13 protein-coding genes are annotated in these 16,513 nt (G+C 62.1%); 10 read left to right on the top strand and 3 right to left on the bottom strand.

What is annotated here, in order from left to right; genetic code table 11:
- The first annotated feature begins 58 nt into the window (after positions 1-58).
- The 10 genes from HJ536_RS01920 (at position 59) to HJ536_RS01875 (ending at position 12,597) form a co-directional block, all read left to right on the top strand.
- Positions 59-1,309, top strand: coding sequence for a flagellar hook protein FlgE (locus HJ536_RS01920; protein ID WP_177156472.1), 1,251 nt, complete (start codon positions 59-61; stop codon positions 1,307-1,309).
- Between the two features lie 27 nt (positions 1,310-1,336).
- Positions 1,337-2,098 carry a flagellar basal body rod C-terminal domain-containing protein gene (locus HJ536_RS01915; RefSeq protein WP_177156471.1) on the top strand — a complete coding sequence of 254 codons (762 nt, stop codon included), beginning with the start codon at positions 1,337-1,339 and terminating at the stop codon, positions 2,096-2,098.
- A gap of 88 nt (positions 2,099-2,186) precedes the next feature.
- The gene (gene flgG, locus HJ536_RS01910) at positions 2,187-2,975 is read left to right on the top strand and encodes a flagellar basal-body rod protein FlgG (protein WP_176852703.1); all 789 of its coding nucleotides are present in this window, start codon (positions 2,187-2,189) and stop codon (positions 2,973-2,975) included.
- 5 nt (positions 2,976-2,980) lie between these two features.
- Positions 2,981-3,649, top strand: a complete 669-nt coding sequence (locus HJ536_RS01905) for a flagellar basal body L-ring protein FlgH (protein ID WP_176852704.1) — start codon at positions 2,981-2,983, stop codon at positions 3,647-3,649.
- Between the two features lie 21 nt (positions 3,650-3,670).
- The gene (locus tag HJ536_RS01900; protein WP_177156470.1) at positions 3,671-4,804 is read left to right on the top strand and encodes a flagellar basal body P-ring protein FlgI; all 1,134 of its coding nucleotides are present in this window, start codon (positions 3,671-3,673) and stop codon (positions 4,802-4,804) included.
- 10 nt (positions 4,805-4,814) lie between these two features.
- Entirely contained in the window at positions 4,815-5,129 is a 315-nt protein-coding gene (locus tag HJ536_RS01895) for a rod-binding protein (protein WP_176852706.1), read from the top strand.
- A complete protein-coding gene (locus tag HJ536_RS01890) occupies positions 5,126-9,247 on the top strand; it encodes a FlgK family flagellar hook-associated protein (RefSeq protein WP_177156469.1) in 4,122 nt (1,373 codons plus the stop codon). The genes HJ536_RS01895 and HJ536_RS01890 overlap by 4 nt, the downstream gene beginning before the upstream one ends.
- Positions 9,248-9,254: 7 nt before the next feature.
- On the top strand, positions 9,255-10,499 hold the full coding sequence (gene flgL / locus HJ536_RS01885) for a flagellar hook-associated protein FlgL (RefSeq protein ID WP_176852708.1): 1,245 nt from the start codon (positions 9,255-9,257) through the stop codon (positions 10,497-10,499).
- A 57-nt stretch (positions 10,500-10,556) separates the two neighbouring features.
- Positions 10,557-11,348, top strand: coding sequence for a transglycosylase SLT domain-containing protein (locus HJ536_RS01880; protein WP_177156468.1), 792 nt, complete (start codon positions 10,557-10,559; stop codon positions 11,346-11,348).
- 154 nt (positions 11,349-11,502) lie between these two features.
- On the top strand, positions 11,503-12,597 hold the full coding sequence (locus tag HJ536_RS01875) for a sigma-54 interaction domain-containing protein (RefSeq protein ID WP_177156467.1): 1,095 nt from the start codon (positions 11,503-11,505) through the stop codon (positions 12,595-12,597).
- Between the two features lie 51 nt (positions 12,598-12,648).
- On the opposite strand, the gene fliD is transcribed toward HJ536_RS01875, so the two are convergent.
- Genes fliD through HJ536_RS01860 form a run of 3 tightly spaced genes read right to left on the bottom strand, consistent with a single transcriptional unit; the run spans position 12,649 to position 16,339 of the window.
- Positions 12,649-14,304 (bottom strand): flagellar filament capping protein FliD, encoded by a 1,656-nt coding sequence (gene fliD / locus HJ536_RS01870; RefSeq protein ID WP_177156466.1) that lies wholly within the window; start codon positions 14,302-14,304, stop codon positions 12,649-12,651.
- A 50-nt stretch (positions 14,305-14,354) separates the two neighbouring features.
- A complete protein-coding gene (locus tag HJ536_RS01865) occupies positions 14,355-15,545 on the bottom strand; it encodes a flagellar motor protein MotB (protein WP_176852712.1) in 1,191 nt (396 codons plus the stop codon).
- 29 nt (positions 15,546-15,574) lie between these two features.
- Positions 15,575-16,339: a motility protein A gene (locus tag HJ536_RS01860; RefSeq protein WP_177156465.1), complete on the bottom strand. Its 765-nt coding sequence runs from the start codon at positions 16,337-16,339 to the stop codon at positions 15,575-15,577.
- Positions 16,340-16,513: the final 174 nt, after the last annotated feature.

The following is a 16,513-nucleotide window of genomic DNA, read 5'->3' as shown; positions in this document are numbered from 1 at the left end:
CTCCGCCCCCAACCTTACAACCAGTTTCCTGTTCGGAAAGCCAAGCTAGGAGATCCCTATGTCCGCTCTTACCGCCCTGACGGGTCTGCACGCAGCACAGGCAGACATCGCCAACACCTCGAACAACATCGCCAACGTGAACACCGTCGGCTACCACAAAAGCCGTACCGAATTCGCGGACCTTTATTCGACCCCGCCGTTCTCGGACCCCAAGAAACAGACCGGTCTGGGGACCCGTCTGGCCCACGTTGGCAAAAGCTTCAACCAGGGCTCGTTCGAGCAGACCGGTAACACGCTGGATCTGGGCATTCAGGGTCAGGGCTTCTTTGCGCTGCGTCCCGAAAAAGATGCGGGCGAGATGACCTTCAGCCGCGCCGGTGCGTTCGGCCTGAACGCCGAGGGCAACGTGGTGAACGCGGGCGGCAGCTATATGCTGAGCTACCCCAGCGCCGAGGACGGCACCGTTCTGTCGAAATCGATCATCCAGCCGCTTTACGTTCCGTCGTTCCGCGGTGACCCCAAGCAGACCGACAATGCCTCGATCACGCTGGCCGTTCCCACCGGTTCGAACGCCCAAGGTACTCAGGACGCGGTTCCCGCCACGCTGGCCTTTGATGCGGATGACAACACCACCTACGCCTTCAGCACCCCTTTCTCGATCTATGACACCGAAGGCGTCGCCCAAGAGGCCGAATTGTTCTTTGTCATGACCGACATTCCGGATGCGACCAACACCGTCAGCCGTTACGAAGTACACATGAAGCTGGACGGCGTGCCCTATACCCCGTCGAGCACCATGACCCTTGCGTTCGATGAATCCGGTCTGCCGATCGAAGGCGAGACCCCCGTCGATTTCACCGGCGATGGCCGCACCATTAACATCGACTTCGCTGACTCGACCCAGATGACCGACGAATTCGCCGTGGTCACTCTGGACCATGACGGCGTGTCGCCCCGCGGCCTGTCGAACCTAGAGGTGGACGGCAACGGCATCGTCTGGGCCAACTACTCGGGCACCGACACCATCGCGCTGGGTCAGGTGGTTCTGGCGAACTTTACCAACCTGAACGGCCTGTCGCCGGTGGGCGACTCGTCCTACAAGGCGACCGCGGTTTCGGGTATGCCCTACTATGGCCAGTCGGGCATCAGCGGCTTTGGTAACATTCGCTCCGGCTCGCTGGAACAAGCGAACGTCGACCTGACCGCCGAGCTGGTGGACCTGATCGCATCCCAGCGCAACTATCAGGCTTCGGCCAAGGCGCTGGAAACCTCGAACTCGTTGTCCCAGACCATCCTGCAGCTTCGCTAAGGCCTGATCGCCAAGAGGACCTGACCCATGGACCGCCTGATCTATACCGCGCTGAACTCGTTGCATAACCGCCGCGACAGCAACGTGACGTTGGCCCAGAACTTGGCCAACATGAACGTCCCCGGCTATCGCGCCGACCTGGATAACCCGGGTGGCACCAGATTTCTGGACGCGATGGATCAGGCGAATGTCCGTGCCTTCCAGCTAGAGGAAGGCCCGGCAGGGTTCTCGGAAGATGCCGGTTTTCTGGACAAGACCGATAACATTCTGGACGTGGCCATCGCCGACAAAGGGTACTTCTTTATGAAGCCCGACAATGGTGGCCCGCCGGCGCTGACCCGCCGCGGTGACTTGACCCGTGGCAATGACGGCATCCTGCGCAACGGCGCGGGCGAAGAAATGCTGAACGCGCAGATGCAGCCGATCAACCTGCCGCCTTTCCGGCAGATCGTGATCAACGAAATCGGTGAAATCATCATCGAGCCCGTGGACGGCGCGCCCGGCGAGCAGCTGAACGTTGCGGTGCTGGCCACCGTGGTTCCCCCCGAAGGCACCTTGCAAAAGGGCGCTGACGGCCACATCCGCAATAAAAACGGGACCATGCCCGCCCCTGACCAACAGGCCAAGGTGATGCAGGGCACTCTGGAACGGTCCAACGTGAACGCCATCGACGAACTGCTGTCGACCATCGACAACCAGCGCAGTTTCGAGTTCGGGATGAAGATGATTTCCGAAACCGAAAAGATCGACGAGGCCGGAACAAGCCTGATGCAGGCTCCAATGGAATAATAACGGCAGCGTGCCAGAGTATTTTAGTACTTTGGCACGCGCTTTGCAGGCTTCTTGGTGAACCGCCACTTTCCAAGGAGCGTCCCAGATGTCTACCGCATCCATGCACGTCGCCAAGACGGGGCTGAACGCCCAACAAGCCCGGATCCAGGTGATCTCGAACAACCTGGCGAACGTTAACACCACCGGCTTCAAGCGCGACCGCGCGAACTTCGAGACCCTTCTGTACCAGACCTGGAAATCGGGCGGGGCGCAAACCTCCGAGGCGACCCAGCTGACCTCGGCCTCGGCTGTGGGTACCGGCGTGCGGATGGTCAACACCCAGAAGCTTCACAGCCAGGGTAGCCTGATCAACACCGAAAACAATCTGGATCTGGCGATCAACGGGCAGGGCTTCTTTCAGGTGCTGCTGCCGGACGGCCAGATCGGCTATACCCGCGATGGCACCTTTTCCCGCAACTCCGAAGGCACGCTGACCACCAGCTCGGGCTATGTGGTCCAGCCGGAAATCCAGATCCCTGCCGATGCGATGGACATCAACATCTCGGCTGACGGGATCGTCAGTGTCACCACCCCCGGAACCAGCATCTACCAAGAGGTCGGCCAGATCACTCTGGCGACGTTCTCGAACCCGGCCGGTCTGGACCCGCGCGGCGAGAACTTCTTGATCGAGACCCCCGCCAGCGGCGCCCCCATCGTGGCGAACCCCGTCGCGGACGGCATGGGCCAGCTAATGCAGGGTACTCTGGAAGCATCGAACGTGAACGTGGTGCAAGAGCTGGTCGACATGATCGAAGCCCAGCGCGCCTACGAACTGAACTCCAAGTCGATCTCGGCCTCGGACGAGATGATGCAGTACCTCTCTAACAAGCTGTGATCCCCATGACCCTACGCTTTGTCCTACTCGCCGGATGCGCCGCCCTGACCGTGGCAGGCTGTTCCCAGCAGATCGAAGAGAACGCTTCGGCCAACTTTGCCCCCGTCTACCCCGTAGAGGCTCCCGAAACCGCGTCCCTGATGCCCACCGGCGGCATCTATTCGGGCGGTGCGATGGGCCTGTTCGCCACCGACCGCAAGGCGGCGCAGGTGGGTGACATCCTGACAGTGGAGCTGTCGGAACGCTTTGCCGCAACCAAGAGCCAGAACGCCAGCACCAGCCGCACTGACGACTACAACGTCAGCCTGCCGTCGATCCTGCCGCTGAAGTTCACCGGCGCGGACCTGACCAGCGGATCGGAGAGCAAGTTCTCGGGCCGTGGCAGCGCCAGCCAGTCGAACAGCCTGACGGGCCGCATGTCGGTCAGCGTTGTCCGCGTTCTGCCCGGCGGCAATCTGGAAATCGTTGGCCAGAAGAAGCTGACCCTGAACAACGGCGACGAATACATCCGCCTGACGGGCATCGTGCGTCCCTCGGACGTGTCGCCCGACAACATTGTGGAATCCGACCGCATCGCCAACGCCGACATCAAATACATCGGTGCGGGCCAGATCGCGGATGCGGGCAAACGTGGCTGGCTCAGCCGCGCCGTCAACACCGTCTCGCCGTTCTAATCTGCTGAAAGGGGCGCCGCCATGTGCCGTCTAGTCCTGATTATCATCCTCAGCCTGATGGCCCCCATGATGGCCAAGGCCGACCGGATCAAGGATCTGGCCTCGGTGGCCGGTGTGCGCTCGAACCCTTTGGTGGGCTATGGTCTGGTGGTCGGTCTGGCAGGCACCGGTGACGGGGGCTCGACGCTGACCCAGCAGTCGATGCAGTCGATCATCTCGCGCCTCGGACTAGAGACGGACGCGGGCGGTCTGGATGCCAAAAACGCGGCGGCCGTGATGGTGACCGCGGAAATGTCCCCTTTCCTGAAGCCGGGCCAGAAAATGGACATCACCGTGTCCACCGCAGGCAAGGCCAAGTCGCTGAAGGGCGGCACCCTGCTCATGACCCCGCTGATGGGCGCCGATGGCGAGGTTTACGCCATCGCCCAAGGCAACCTTGTGGTCGGAGGTCTGGGGGTCGAGGCCGGCGACGGATCGTCGGTGATGGTCAACATCCCCACCGTGGGCCGCATTCCCGGCGGCGCGACCGTCGAGCGGCTGGTGGAAACCCCGTTCCTGGAATCCGAATACTTTGTCCTGAACCTGCACCGGAACGACTTCAGTACCTCGAACCGCATGGCCGAAGCGATCAATGGCATGTTCGGCGGCGGCGTCGCGCTGCCTCTGGATGGCACCTCGGTGCGGGTGCGTGCCCCTGCCGATCCCGGTCAGCGCGTGTCCTTTATGGGGATGCTCGAAAGCATCGAGGTCGAGCCCGCCGAAGCCCCCGCCAAGATCATCGTAAACAGCCGCACCGGCACGGTCGTTATCAGTGGTGATGTCCGTGTGTCGCCCGCCGCCGTGACCCACGGGTCGCTGACCGTCCGCGTGAATGAAAAACTGAACGTCGATCAAGGGGGCGCGACCGTCGTGGCCAACGGTGGTCAGAATGGCGCTCAGGTGGTGGTGCCCGGTGGCAACCCCGTGGTCACCCCCAACAGCCAGATCGACGTACAACAAGACCCCGCCCGCGCGTTCCTGTTCGACCCCGGTGTGTCCCTGTCCTCGCTTGTGGATGCGATCAACGCTGTGGGCGCCAGCCCCGCCGATCTGGTCGCGATCCTCGAGGCTTTGAATTCCGCAGGCGCCCTGCGCGCCGAACTGATCATCATCTAAGGAGACTGCCATGATAGAAGCGAGCAAAACTGCCGATCTGCGCATGTACTCTTCGACTACAGGCAAAACATCTTCGGCTTACAAACACCAGCAGCTCAAGGAAGCCACGCAGGCCTTCGAGGGTCTGTTCCTGCAGCAGGTCATGAAAACCGCCCGCGAGACAAAACTGGGCGAAGACCTTCTGGGCGGCTCGGGTGTCGATACGATGCAAAGCATGCTCGACGAGAAAATGTCCCAGATCGGGGCAGGCGGGTCGGGCCTTGGTATCGGGGCGGCTCTTTACAAACAATTCGCGCAGTTCGTCCCCGGAGGCGATAAATCATGAGCGGCATTCTGGACATCGGTCGCAGCGGCATCCGCGCGGCCCAGGCCAAACTGCAAGTCACGTCGGAAAACATCGCGAACGCCGACACCGAGGGCTATCACCGCCGCATTGCCGTCACCGAGGAAATCGGCGGCGGCAAAATGAGTCCTATCCACGCGGGCACCCAGTCGCAGGGTGTCACCGTGTCCGAGATCAAGCGCGCGTTCGACGGCATTCTGGCTGAACGGGTCCGCACGGCCTCTGGCGCAGTCGAGGTGCAGGAGGCTGCCCTGCCGCCCCTGAACCTGCTTGAGGCGCGGCTGACCCCGCAGCCCGGCGGCGTGCTGGAGATGATGGACAACTTTTTTGACGGCATCGCCTCGGTTGCGGGGGATCCGGTGGACGTGGGTCTGCGGACCATCATGATCGACGGCGCGAATTCCTTTGTCGAAGGGGTCAAATCGCTGGCCGCCGACATGGAGAACATGATCGCCGTCACCACCGAGGACGGCGCCCTGCAGATCGATCAGGCCAACCTGATCCTGAAAGAGCTGGGGGAAATCCAGCAGAAGGTCGCCGTGACTCAGGACACCGGCGCGCTGAACCCCTTGTTCGACCGCCGCGACAAGCTGCTGGTCGATCTGGCCAAGATCAACGACATCAACGTCGAGTTCGACGACCACAACCTGATGACCGTTACTTGGGGCAAGAACCCCGGCGGCTTGGTTCTGATCGAAGAAGACAACGTTTCTCAGCTACAGCAGGTGAATGCGGACCGTGTGCGGATCATCCCGCAGGACCCCACCGAAGAGGCCCAGTCCCGCACGGTGTCTGGCGGCTCGCTCTATGGGTTGTCGACGGCTGTGGGTGTCATTCGCTCGGCGCTGAATGACCTGAACGACTGGGCGCAGACCATCGCGGCCCAGATGAACGCGATCCACAACGAGGGCGTCGATCTGGACGGTCTGCCCGGCGGCGACCTGTTCGCCCTGCAAGGCTGGAAGGTTCAGTCCTCTCAGATCAACCGCGGGACCGGCGTGGCCGAGGTTACCGTGACCGACCCCACCGTTATGCCCGAAGGCCCCTTGGATCTGGTGCGCGACAGTCTGGCCGGTCTGTGGAAGGTATACGACCCCGATGGCGCGGAAATCGCCTCGGGGGATACGCAGATCACGCTGCCGGGCATGGTGATCAGTCTGGCGGGCAAGCCCTTTAACGGTGACCGCATCGACCTGACCCGCCGCGAGGGCAACGCCTCTGATCTGGCGTTCCTGATCTCGAAGCCCGAGCGCATCGCCAGTGCCTCGGCCTCGACCGTGACGCCTGCGGGCGGCAATCTGGGCAACGCCAAGATCGTCGTGGCCCGCTCGGACGAAGAGATTACCACCGTTGGGCAGATGTCCGCCCTGACCGGCAGCTCTGCCCTGACCGCCACCGAATTCCTGTCGGCGGGCGTGGTGGGCGTGATCCCCTCGGGGACCGAGACCTTTACGCTGGCGTCGATGGACCGTCAGGCCAGCCTGTCGTTTGCCGTGGACGGCAGCGACATCGGTGCGCTGAAGGTGACGATCGACGGAACCCTGCACGAGTTCATCCCCGACACCTTCCAGACGCAGGCGGATTTTGTCGCTCAGATCAATGATGGCACCATTCTGGATGCCAACGGCGAGCGGCTCAGCAGCCTTGGCGGGCGGGTCATGATTTCGGGCTCCGAGCTGATGCTCGAGGTTGCCGGAGCCAGCACCAGCGTGACCGCCACCATGACCAACGGGGCTGGCACCTCGAGCGCCACCATTCTGGCCGACCCCGAACTGGCTGCCGATATCGCGGTGTTCACCCGTGACGGTCTGCAGATTGCCGGTGCCCCCTTGGACCCCGCCGAGGCTGAAGCCTTTATCATCGAGGCCAACGGGTTCCAGCCCGGCGCGACCTATCGCATGGCCGACCTGAACAACCCCGACGGCTATCGCGGCATCACCATGACCCAGTCCAGCGCGACGGGGAACTATGTGGCGACCCTGCGCGAAACCGTGGGTCTGCAAGCGTGGGCCACCTATGACACGGCGGCGATCACTCCTGCGGTGACGCTGGACGTGACTGCCTTGGGCGGTGGGTTGATCAACGTGCCCGAAGGGTCCAGTGCCCAGCAGATGGCCGACCTGATGCGCACCGAGGTCGACGGCACCGTCACCGCGCGCACCGATATTTCGCTGGCCTTCCCCGATGACGGCAAAGTCCGGTTCAAGCTGCAGGGCGACAACGTCTCGCCGTTCCAGATCGACGCGGATGTCTATGGCGGCGATGTGACCGAGCTGGCGCAGGCGATCAACCTTGCCAGTCCCTCGACCGGGATTTCGGCGTCGATTGATCCGTCGGCAGGCCGTCTGATACTGACCAGCGACACCGGCGCAGACATCAACATCTCGGTCTTTACCCACAGCACCGGCGGCTCGATGGTCGTGGACAAGGTGGACGAGTTCGGGAATTCCTTCGGCCTTGGTACCACGTCTTTGGGCGCGTCGGGGCTGGATACCTTGCGCGCGGTCGGCACCGTTTCGGTCGCCGCGCAGGATGACTTCAGCGTGTCCGAAGGGGCCCTGTCCATCGGGGCCGAGGCTGACCCCTTTAACGGGGGCCGTGCGACCCGCGAGATTCAGGATGCAGGCGCGACTCAGGTGTTCCGCTTTGCCTATGACGCGGCGCTGGATGGTCCGTCCGATGACGGCCTGACGCAGACCGCGGGCTCGGCCTTCTATACCCTGAACATTGAGGACCCCACCGTCGGCACCCTGAGCGCCACTTTCGACCCCGCCGAGTTTGGCGCGGTTGATGATGTGGACGCGGCCTATGGCATGGCGTCGGCGCTGCGGGCGCAGTCCCCCTCGAGCCGGATGACGGGCGAGGCCGTGGCCAACATTCCCGCGAACGGCACCATGATGCGTGTGGATCTGGGGGACCAGACCTATGCGATCACCATGACCGATGGCGAACCCGTGGTGACCGGCCCCGAAAAGGGCATGGTGACCGCCTATTTCGATGCCTCGAACAAGCTGGTGGTCGAGACCACCGATGGCGCGTTCGATGGCGCGATGCTGGCGGTTTCGTCCAGCCCGGGCAACGCGGCGGCCTTTGGCATGGGGGCGACCAACCTGATCACCAAGCAGACCACCGGCGGCGAGATCAACATTGACACCCTGCCGCTGGGACCCCATGCGGTGAACTTTACCCTTGGCGGCACGGCCTATGTGCTGCGGGCGAACAACGCGGGCAACGGGTCGATCTCGGCCAGTTCGGTCGGCTTTCCGGGGACGGTCAGCTATGACGCCGCGACACAGAAGATCACCATCACGCCGCCCGCCGGCTCGGGCGAGATCGACTTCCCCCCGCAGGCAGGCGCAGGGCTGCTGGGCTTCCAGACCTCGGACACCAGCCTATTGGTGACCGACGATGGCTCGCTCGAGGTGCGCTCGGCCGATAACCGAATTCTGGACATCACCGGGGAAATGCAGGCCTCGGGCCGCCGCCTGACCCTGAGTGGCCTGCCGAACGAGCAGTTCATCGTGGCCATGGGATCGAACGGCGCGACCAAGCTGACCGCCGACGTCACCCCCCGCATTCTCGAAGAGGCCGACCGCTCGGTCGAGGTGCGTATTCTGGATGCGGATAACGGGCTGGTGGGTCTGTACGACACCGAAACCGGCGACGAGATCGCCCGCCGTGCGCTGGACGAAAACGGCAACGCGCAGATCGGGCATTACAGCGTCACGTTCTCGGCGGGGTATATCACCGGCGACAGCTTCCAGATAAATCCGGCGCAGCCCGACTATGCCGACGCCCGCACGGTCGAAAAGCTGGCTGACCTGCAAATGCGGAACCTGGACAGCGGGCTGGGTGGCTTTACCGCCATCTTCAACGAGATGGTCACCGATGTCGGCGGCAAGGTTTCTGGCGCCGAGAACAGAAAATCGACGGCAAATTCGCTGTTAGAAAGCGCTCTGGCTGCAGAAGCCAAGGTTAGTGCCGTTGATCTGGATACAGAGGCCGCGAACCTGATTTCGCAACAACAGGCCTATCAGGCGAACGCGCAGATCATCTCGGTGGCCCGAGCCCTGTTCGACACCCTGATCAACGCACTGTGAGGATAACATGACACTGGGCACATCACTGTTTCAGGTACTGAATTCACGGGCGTTCAACCGTCTGGATACCCAGATCTCCAGCCTGCAAGAGGACGTGGCCCGCGGGACCAAAGACCCGCGGTCGTCGGCCGATCCGGTGCGGGCGCAGCGCCTGTCCGTCGCCAAAGAGCAGAAGGACATGCTGGACCGTTTCGAAGGCAACCTGATCATCGCCGAAAAGCGCCTGTCGCTGACCGATGACACCTTGGGCGACACCATCGACATCCTGCAATACCTGCGCACCATGTCGGTTCGCGCGGCGGACGCCAACGTAACCCCCGACGAGCGGGTCGCTCTGGTGCTCGAGGCCAGCGAATACCGCGAGGCGCTGATCTCGCAGGCGAACCTGCGCGACGATACGGGGCGCCCGCTATTTGGCGGCTTCAAGGGGCGCAGCGATCCGTTTGTGGATAGCGATGCGGGCGTTCAGTACACCGGCGACGGAGGCAAACACACCCTGCGCGTTTCAGAAAGCGCCAGCGTGGCAACCGGCGTGGACGGGAACCAGACCTTCATGTCCGTGCCCACACGCTCTGGCGAGGTGCGCAGCCTGTTCACCATCGTCGATGATTTCATCCACGCGCTCAAATCCAACGAGACCCTCTATGACAAAGTCTCGACCGAAGGCGATGTCGAGATGCACCTGCAGGCGACCAAGGGCAAATCCGACTGGTCCTTTACCTTTGGCGAGGGGGACGCCGCCGTGACTGTCTCCGCCGAGCTGGTGAACGGCCAGCCCGGCCCCGCCATCGCCGCGATCAATGAAGTCAGTTCGCAAACCGGTGTGACCGCCGCCTTTAGCGAGGATGGCAAAGGTCTGGTGCTGTCCGGCCCGTCTGGTGTGAACCTGTCCGGCCTGCGCGTCAGCCCCGAAGTGTCGGGCGATCTGGCCGTGGTCAAGCGCGATGACGAAACGGTTCGCATGGTGGCCCCCGGCCGCACCCAGACCGGCATGATCGACGACATCACCTCGACCTCTTCGCATATCGCGAACATGCGGGCGATTGTGGGTTCGCAAGGCCAGTCGGTGGACCGCTATCAGGCGCTGGTCACCGACCGCCGCGTGATCATGGACGAGGCGATCAGCGGCCTTCAGGATCTGGATATCGCCGAGGCGATCACCAAGATGCAGTCCTTGCTGACCACGCGCGATGCGTCCCAATCCAGCTTTGTGAAAATCAGCCAGAAATCGCTGTTCGACTACATCCGGTAACGGGGCTGGCCCGCCGTTTGCATTGCAGATGGCATGAGCAGATGTTCCCTTATCCTCATGGCACGCAGCATCGTCCTGACCGCCCTGTTGGCGGTATTCGGGGCGATGCCTGTGTGGGCCGCCCGCGTCCCCAGTTGCGAGGCGCAGGCCCTGCAGGCCGAAAAGGCTGCGGGCATCCCGACCTATCTGCTGGCCGCCATCACCCGCACCGAAACCGGCCACACCCGCCGCGGTCGCGGCTTTGGCGCGTGGCCGTGGACGCTGAACATCAAGGGCAAGGGTTATTACTATGAATCGCGGGAAGAGGCGATCGCCGCCTTTCGCGATGCCATCGCGCAGGGCCTGACCAGCATTGATGTCGGGTGTATGCAGCTTAACTATCGCTGGCACGGTCAGGCGTTTTCCTCGATCGAGGATATGTTCGATCCGGTATCCAATGCGGCCTATGCCGCGCAGTTCCTGACCAGCCTCAAGGACCGTCATGGCAGCTGGGAAGAGGCGGTCAAACGTTACCATTCCTCGACCGATGCCTTGGGCACCAAATACCTTGCCCGTGTGGAAAAGTCCTATGAGGCCTTCACCAAAGAGGGACTGCCCGCAGCCGAAATCATGGTCGCCTCTGCCGCGCCGCCAGAATCGGCGGCTCCGAGGGTTCTGGTGCGATCTGGCGATTTGTTGGGTTATGTCGGCAAAATGCAGCTTCCAAAGGGAAATTTGCCGACGATGCCACAATCTGGCCACAAAGCGATTCCCCCCAAAGCCTATGATTTCAGCGCGCCGGCTTCGGGCGTCGAAGATGCGGCCACGCGGCTGGCGTCTCTTAAGGCTGCTTTCGGGGTAGCGAACTAGCCCCTCAGGTCAGGTCTGTGGATATCTAACGGCCCATTGATTTCCGAACCTACCCCTTCGGCGATCTAAAAAAACCATTGTGCGGCTATCAGCCCACCGGAACGAGTCGGTAAATTTAGCGTGTAAGTAGGAATTGTTACCGAGGCACGAGAAAATGACCCAGTACTGGCAAGCCGCTGTAAGTGAAGTAGACGCCAAGAATATCTCTGTACTGGATCGTATCCTGATCGGCCGCTCCGCCCCCATGCTGCAGCTCAAGCAGGTTTTGTCCGTCGTGGCACCCACCGAAGCCCCTGTGATGGTGCAGGGCGAAACCGGCGTGGGCAAGGAACTTGTCTGTGAAGCTCTTCACAAGGCGTCGGGCCGCGCAGGCGAGCTGGTGGCCGTGAACTGCGCCGCCATTCCTGCGGACCTGCTGGAATCCGAACTCTTTGGCCATGAAAAGGGTGCCTTTACCGGTGCTGACCAGCGCCGGATTGGGCGGATCGAGCAGGCCCAAGGCGGAACGCTGTTTCTGGACGAAATCGGGGACATGCCCTTGGCGCTGCAAGCCAAACTGCTGCGTGTTCTGGAAACCCGCCGCATCCAGCGTGTCGGTGGCCGCGGCGAGATCGAGGTTGATTTCCGTCTGGTGACGGCGACCCACCGCGCCTTGGCGACCGATGCCGAATGTGGCCGTTTCCGCGCCGACCTTTATTTCCGGATCAACGTGTTCCCCGTCAGCGTGCCCGCTCTGGTGCAGCGCACGGATGACATTCCGCTGATCCTTGATGCCATGATCCGCCGCGCGCAGGATCGGAACCCCGACGCGATGCCTCCGCACTTTAACCAAGGGGCGCTGCGGGCACTGGCCAACCACAACTGGCCGGGCAACGTGCGCGAATTGCGCAACATGTTCGAACGTGCCGCCGTTCTGTACGCGGGCCGCGTTGTCACCGCCGAGGCTGTCGAAAACGTGCTGCTGCCCACCCAAGGCATGGCCAGCATCACCGCCGAACCCGTCCGCCCCGAAACCGGTGTGATCCCCGAGGTCAGCATGGACGCCGTGCGCACCATCATGGACACCGAGCAAAGCGTCGATATGCGCAGCTACCTGCGGGACATCGAAGAAATGCTGATCGACGCCGCCTTGCGCAAGAATGGCGGCTGCGTCAGCCAAGCGGCGCGGACCCTGCGTTTGCAGCGCACCACCTTGATCGAGAAGATGAAGAAGCTGTCGATCAGCCGCGATGGCGCGATGCTGAACTGACCTGTGGTCCGGTAGAAACGATCAGGCCGCCCTCGGGCGGCCTTTGTCGTTTTAGTTGTTACTGTTGTTCCAGGCGTCGATCAGGTTCGTCAGATATTCGCCGGTGGAGTTCAGCTTCGAGACGATGATCTCCATCTGGGTGAACCGCTCCAGATAGAAGCTTTTGCGGGCGTCGGCCTCGGTGTTCAGGTCTTCGAGTTCCAGCGCGGCATCGGAAACGATGTTCGCAAAGACGTCCTCGCGGCGGGCGAGGGTGCCGTTGTTCGACAGCCAGTCGTCGATCTGGGTGGTCATGTTCGACACAAAGCTGCGGCCAAAGTCGATGGTCGCCGTTTCCACGGTGCTTTCCATGGCGATGGTGATGCCCTTCAGGGGGCCGGTCAGCATCGCATAGGTGGTCACGCCATCTTCGGTGCCACGGTTCGACATGGTGATCCCGCCGATCGAGGCCTCGCCGGTGATCGGATCGCGGGTCACGGTGTAACGGCCGGGGGTCGCGGTGGTGGCGGGGGTGCCTGAAACGGTCACTCCGGGGGTGTTCGTATTCAGGCCGTCCCGCATGATCGCCTCAAAGACCTCGGGCATATCGGTCATGGCCTTTTCCAGAACGTCCTGATCCAGGGTCAGGCTGCCGTCCCGTTCGGTCCGCACGCCGATATCCGCCAAAAAGACCGGGCGGTCTTTGAAACCGGTCAGGCCTTGGCTCAGCATCGACTGCATTTCACGCTTCAGGCTGCTGATCGAGGTATCCCCCGCCAGCGCGCCCTTGGCCGATCCGTCAAAACCGCGGCTGCCCAATTCGTCAATCAGGTTGATCGAGGTGTTGAACGCATCCACCAGATCCTGCATCGCCGATTTCGCGGCGTCCGAGTTGACCTCGATCTGCACGGTGGCGGGGACGCTGGTGTACCCGGCGATGTTAAAGCTGACACCGGGGATGATGTCATCTACCTCGTTCGATTGGCGGATGATCGAGATGCCGTTGACCTTGAGCTTGGCGTTCGAGGCCGCCTGCATCTGCACATCCTCGACCTGATCGGTCATGTCGAGCGCCGACAAAGAGGCCCCCGTGGTGGCCGCGGGATCGTCGGTCGCGGTGATGCGGATCGCGTTCTTGAGGCCGTAATCGGCCAGAAGCCCCAAAGAGAATGTGCCGTCACCGATGTCGATCACCTGCGCGGCCATCCCGTCAAGGGCGGTTAGCTGGTCGGCCAGATCGGACAGGGTCATGCCCTCGGTCACGTTCAGGGACTCGATGGAACGGGTAGCATCGGCGGTAAAGACCGACGGCACACTATCGTCCCACGTTCCGAATTCGATTTGCAGGGTGCCTGCGCGCAACTCCTCGGTCAGGCCGGTGAAGCCGCCAAAGGCCAACACCTGCGGGGTCGCCATTTGCTCGACCTCGATGGTGGTGGTGCCGGTGATCAGCTTGTCCGATTGCTCGCCGGTCAGGACGATTGCGGCACTGTCGCTGCTGATCGTCGTGGCCGAGGATGTGCCCGCATTGCCAACCGCCGTTTTCAGGTTCTCGAACTGGCTGCGCAGCCGGTCAAGGCCCGTGAGCGACAGCTCGGCCTTGTCCGAGCGGCTCTGAACGATGGATTTCTTGGGCGAGTATTCGGCACCGGACAGGTCCGTCGCCAGCTGAGTGATATTCAGCCCGCTGCCGTTGGTGTTCAGACTACTAAGAATATCGGTGGTCATATCACACCCTCCTGACCATACTTACGGCACGGTGGCCAAAAGCATTAGGCCTAGTACGAGATTTCGATTTCGATGCGGCGGTTTTCTTCGCGGCCCTCGGGGGTCGAGTTGTCGGCAATCGGGTCGGTCTCGCCTTTGGAGACGGCGGTCATACGGGCCGCGTCGATCAGGCCAGAGTTCGCGATTTCCCGCACCACAGACGAGGCACGCGCCGAAGCAAGGCCAAGGTTGTCGCGGAATTCCGAGCCTGCGCCCACGGGCACGTCGTCGGTGTGGCCGGTGACGGTGATGCTGCTGTTCTCGTCCATTGCCTCGAAGGCCAGACGGGACATGATTTCGCGCGCTTGTTCGGTCAGGTCTGCCGTGCCCGAGGGGAACGCGCCGCCTGCACCAACGGTGACTTTGACCTTGCCTTCTTCTTGCTCGACGGTGACCAGACCCTGGCCGATCTGTTCGCGCAGGGCGACTTGCAGCTCGGCGGTGGCGATGGCGGCCTTGCGGTCGGCGTCGCCTTGGGCGGCCCCGCCGGTGCCTTCGCCCTGATCGTTGCCTTGCTGACCGGTGCCGCTGGCCATGTCGGCCATCTGGCGCAGATCGTCGGCCAGACCACCCAGCTTGACGTCATCTGGGCTGGCGCCGGTCTGGGCTGCGGCTTGCTCGACCGCATTGGCGGCTTCGTTCAGCTGCTTGGCCAGTTGTTCGGACGAATCCGCCTGCTGGTTGAAGTTCAAAGAGACCTGACCGTTTTCCACATTCGCCTCGATCGCGCCGGATTGCAGCGCCTCGGACAGGGCGTTGGCCAGTTCTTCCATCGCCTTTTCCTGAGCCGCAGCCTGTTCGTTGCCCTGACCGGCGGCGCCATCGCCTTCGGTCTGGTCGGGCTTGGTCTCAAGCTGCTTTTTCTCGGTGTCGGTGGTTTCCTGTTTGATCTGGTCGATCAGCGACATGTCGGGCGACGGGCTGAACTCCAGCTTCAGGACGGTCGTGCCTTTGGGCTGTTCGATCACAGGGACCTGTTTCTGGACGCCAAAGCTGTTCTTCAGACTGCCTGCGATCATCTTGAACTTGGGCTGGTTGAATTCGGCGAACGACAGAATGAGAACGAAGAACGCCATCAGCAGCGTCGCCATGTCCGCAAAGGTCGCCATCCATGCCGGAGCGCCCACGGGGGGGCACTTCGGGCATTCCTCGCACTTGGCTTCTTCGACCGGAACGGGGAGGGGGATGGGTTTCTTTGCCATGGGTCCGTGTGTCTATGCTGTCAGAGGGATCAGGCCGCGTCGGCGAACTTGGCCTGCGCTTTGGGCGCGAGGTTCGCGATCATCTGGTCCTGAACGTTGCGGCCGGATTCACCGCGGGCGATATTGCGCAGACCTTCGATGACCATCTCGCGATAGGCGATCTCGTCACCGGTATAGCCTTCGAGTTTGGTCAGCATGGGGCCGAACATCACGTTCGCCACGAACGCACCGTATAGTGTCGTCAGCAGCGCCACCGCCATCGCGGGGCCGATCGATTTGGGGTCGGCCATGTTACCAAGCATCTGCACCAGACCCACCAGCGTGCCGATCATGCCCATCGCGGGGGCGATGTCGATCCATGCTTTGACCACGCCCTGAAATCCGGCGTGACGGGCCTTCATGGCGGTGATCTCGGTGTTCAGCTGCTTGGCCATCTTGTGCTCGTCGGCACCGTCCACCAGCATCTGAAGTCCCTTTTCGAAAAACTTGTCGGGGACGGGCTGACCCTCTAGCGCCATCATGCCGTCCTTGCGCGCAAGGTTCGACAGTTCGACCATCTTCTCGATCAGTTCCTCGACCTTGGGGGCCTTCGGGAAGAAGGATTTGGCCATTGCGCCAAAGCTGCCCAGGAAGACTCCCATGGGCGCTGTGTACATAACGGCAAAAAAGGCGCCCCCGAAAACGATCAGGATCGAGGGGACGTCGATGAACGGCCCAACGCCGCCCGCCGAGATCATAGCGCCCAAGATCATGCCGACCGCGCCCAAGAAGCCTACGATAGTTGCGATATCCATATTGGCCTGCTCCGAAAAAACAGTGTCGTTTCATAAGGAGCAAACGACGTGCCAAACGCGCGTTATATACTAGAGACAAAGATGTGATCTGGGCCTGTTTTCGGTGAATTCATAAAAATCAATGGCTTGCGTGATCTGATCTGGCCCCCGAAAAATATTCCTAAACAAATTTGG

Origin of the sequence: Donghicola mangrovi (assembly GCF_013377535.1) — a bacterium.
Classification (GTDB): Bacteria; Pseudomonadota; Alphaproteobacteria; order Rhodobacterales; family Rhodobacteraceae; genus Donghicola; species Donghicola mangrovi.
The sequence above is the reverse complement of the archived record's forward strand: the minus strand, read 5'-3'. Positions and strand labels throughout refer to the sequence as shown.

Coding starts and splice junctions, on each gene's coding strand:
- flgL (WP_176852708.1), top strand. CDS start 9,255: ATGACACTGGGCACATCACTGTTTCAGGTACTGAATTCACGGGCGTTC.
- fliD (WP_177156466.1), bottom strand. CDS start 14,304: ATGACCACCGATATTCTTAGTAGTCTGAACACCAACGGCAGCGGGCTG.
- HJ536_RS01920 (WP_177156472.1), top strand. CDS start 59: ATGTCCGCTCTTACCGCCCTGACGGGTCTGCACGCAGCACAGGCAGAC.
- HJ536_RS01880 (WP_177156468.1), top strand. CDS start 10,557: ATGGCACGCAGCATCGTCCTGACCGCCCTGTTGGCGGTATTCGGGGCG.
- flgG (WP_176852703.1), top strand. CDS start 2,187: ATGTCTACCGCATCCATGCACGTCGCCAAGACGGGGCTGAACGCCCAA.
- HJ536_RS01895 (WP_176852706.1), top strand. CDS start 4,815: ATGATAGAAGCGAGCAAAACTGCCGATCTGCGCATGTACTCTTCGACT.
- HJ536_RS01875 (WP_177156467.1), top strand. CDS start 11,503: ATGACCCAGTACTGGCAAGCCGCTGTAAGTGAAGTAGACGCCAAGAAT.
- HJ536_RS01915 (WP_177156471.1), top strand. CDS start 1,337: ATGGACCGCCTGATCTATACCGCGCTGAACTCGTTGCATAACCGCCGC.
- HJ536_RS01900 (WP_177156470.1), top strand. CDS start 3,671: ATGTGCCGTCTAGTCCTGATTATCATCCTCAGCCTGATGGCCCCCATG.
- HJ536_RS01865 (WP_176852712.1), bottom strand. CDS start 15,545: ATGGCAAAGAAACCCATCCCCCTCCCCGTTCCGGTCGAAGAAGCCAAG.
- HJ536_RS01860 (WP_177156465.1), bottom strand. CDS start 16,339: ATGGATATCGCAACTATCGTAGGCTTCTTGGGCGCGGTCGGCATGATC.
- HJ536_RS01905 (WP_176852704.1), top strand. CDS start 2,981: ATGACCCTACGCTTTGTCCTACTCGCCGGATGCGCCGCCCTGACCGTG.
- HJ536_RS01890 (WP_177156469.1), top strand. CDS start 5,126: ATGAGCGGCATTCTGGACATCGGTCGCAGCGGCATCCGCGCGGCCCAG.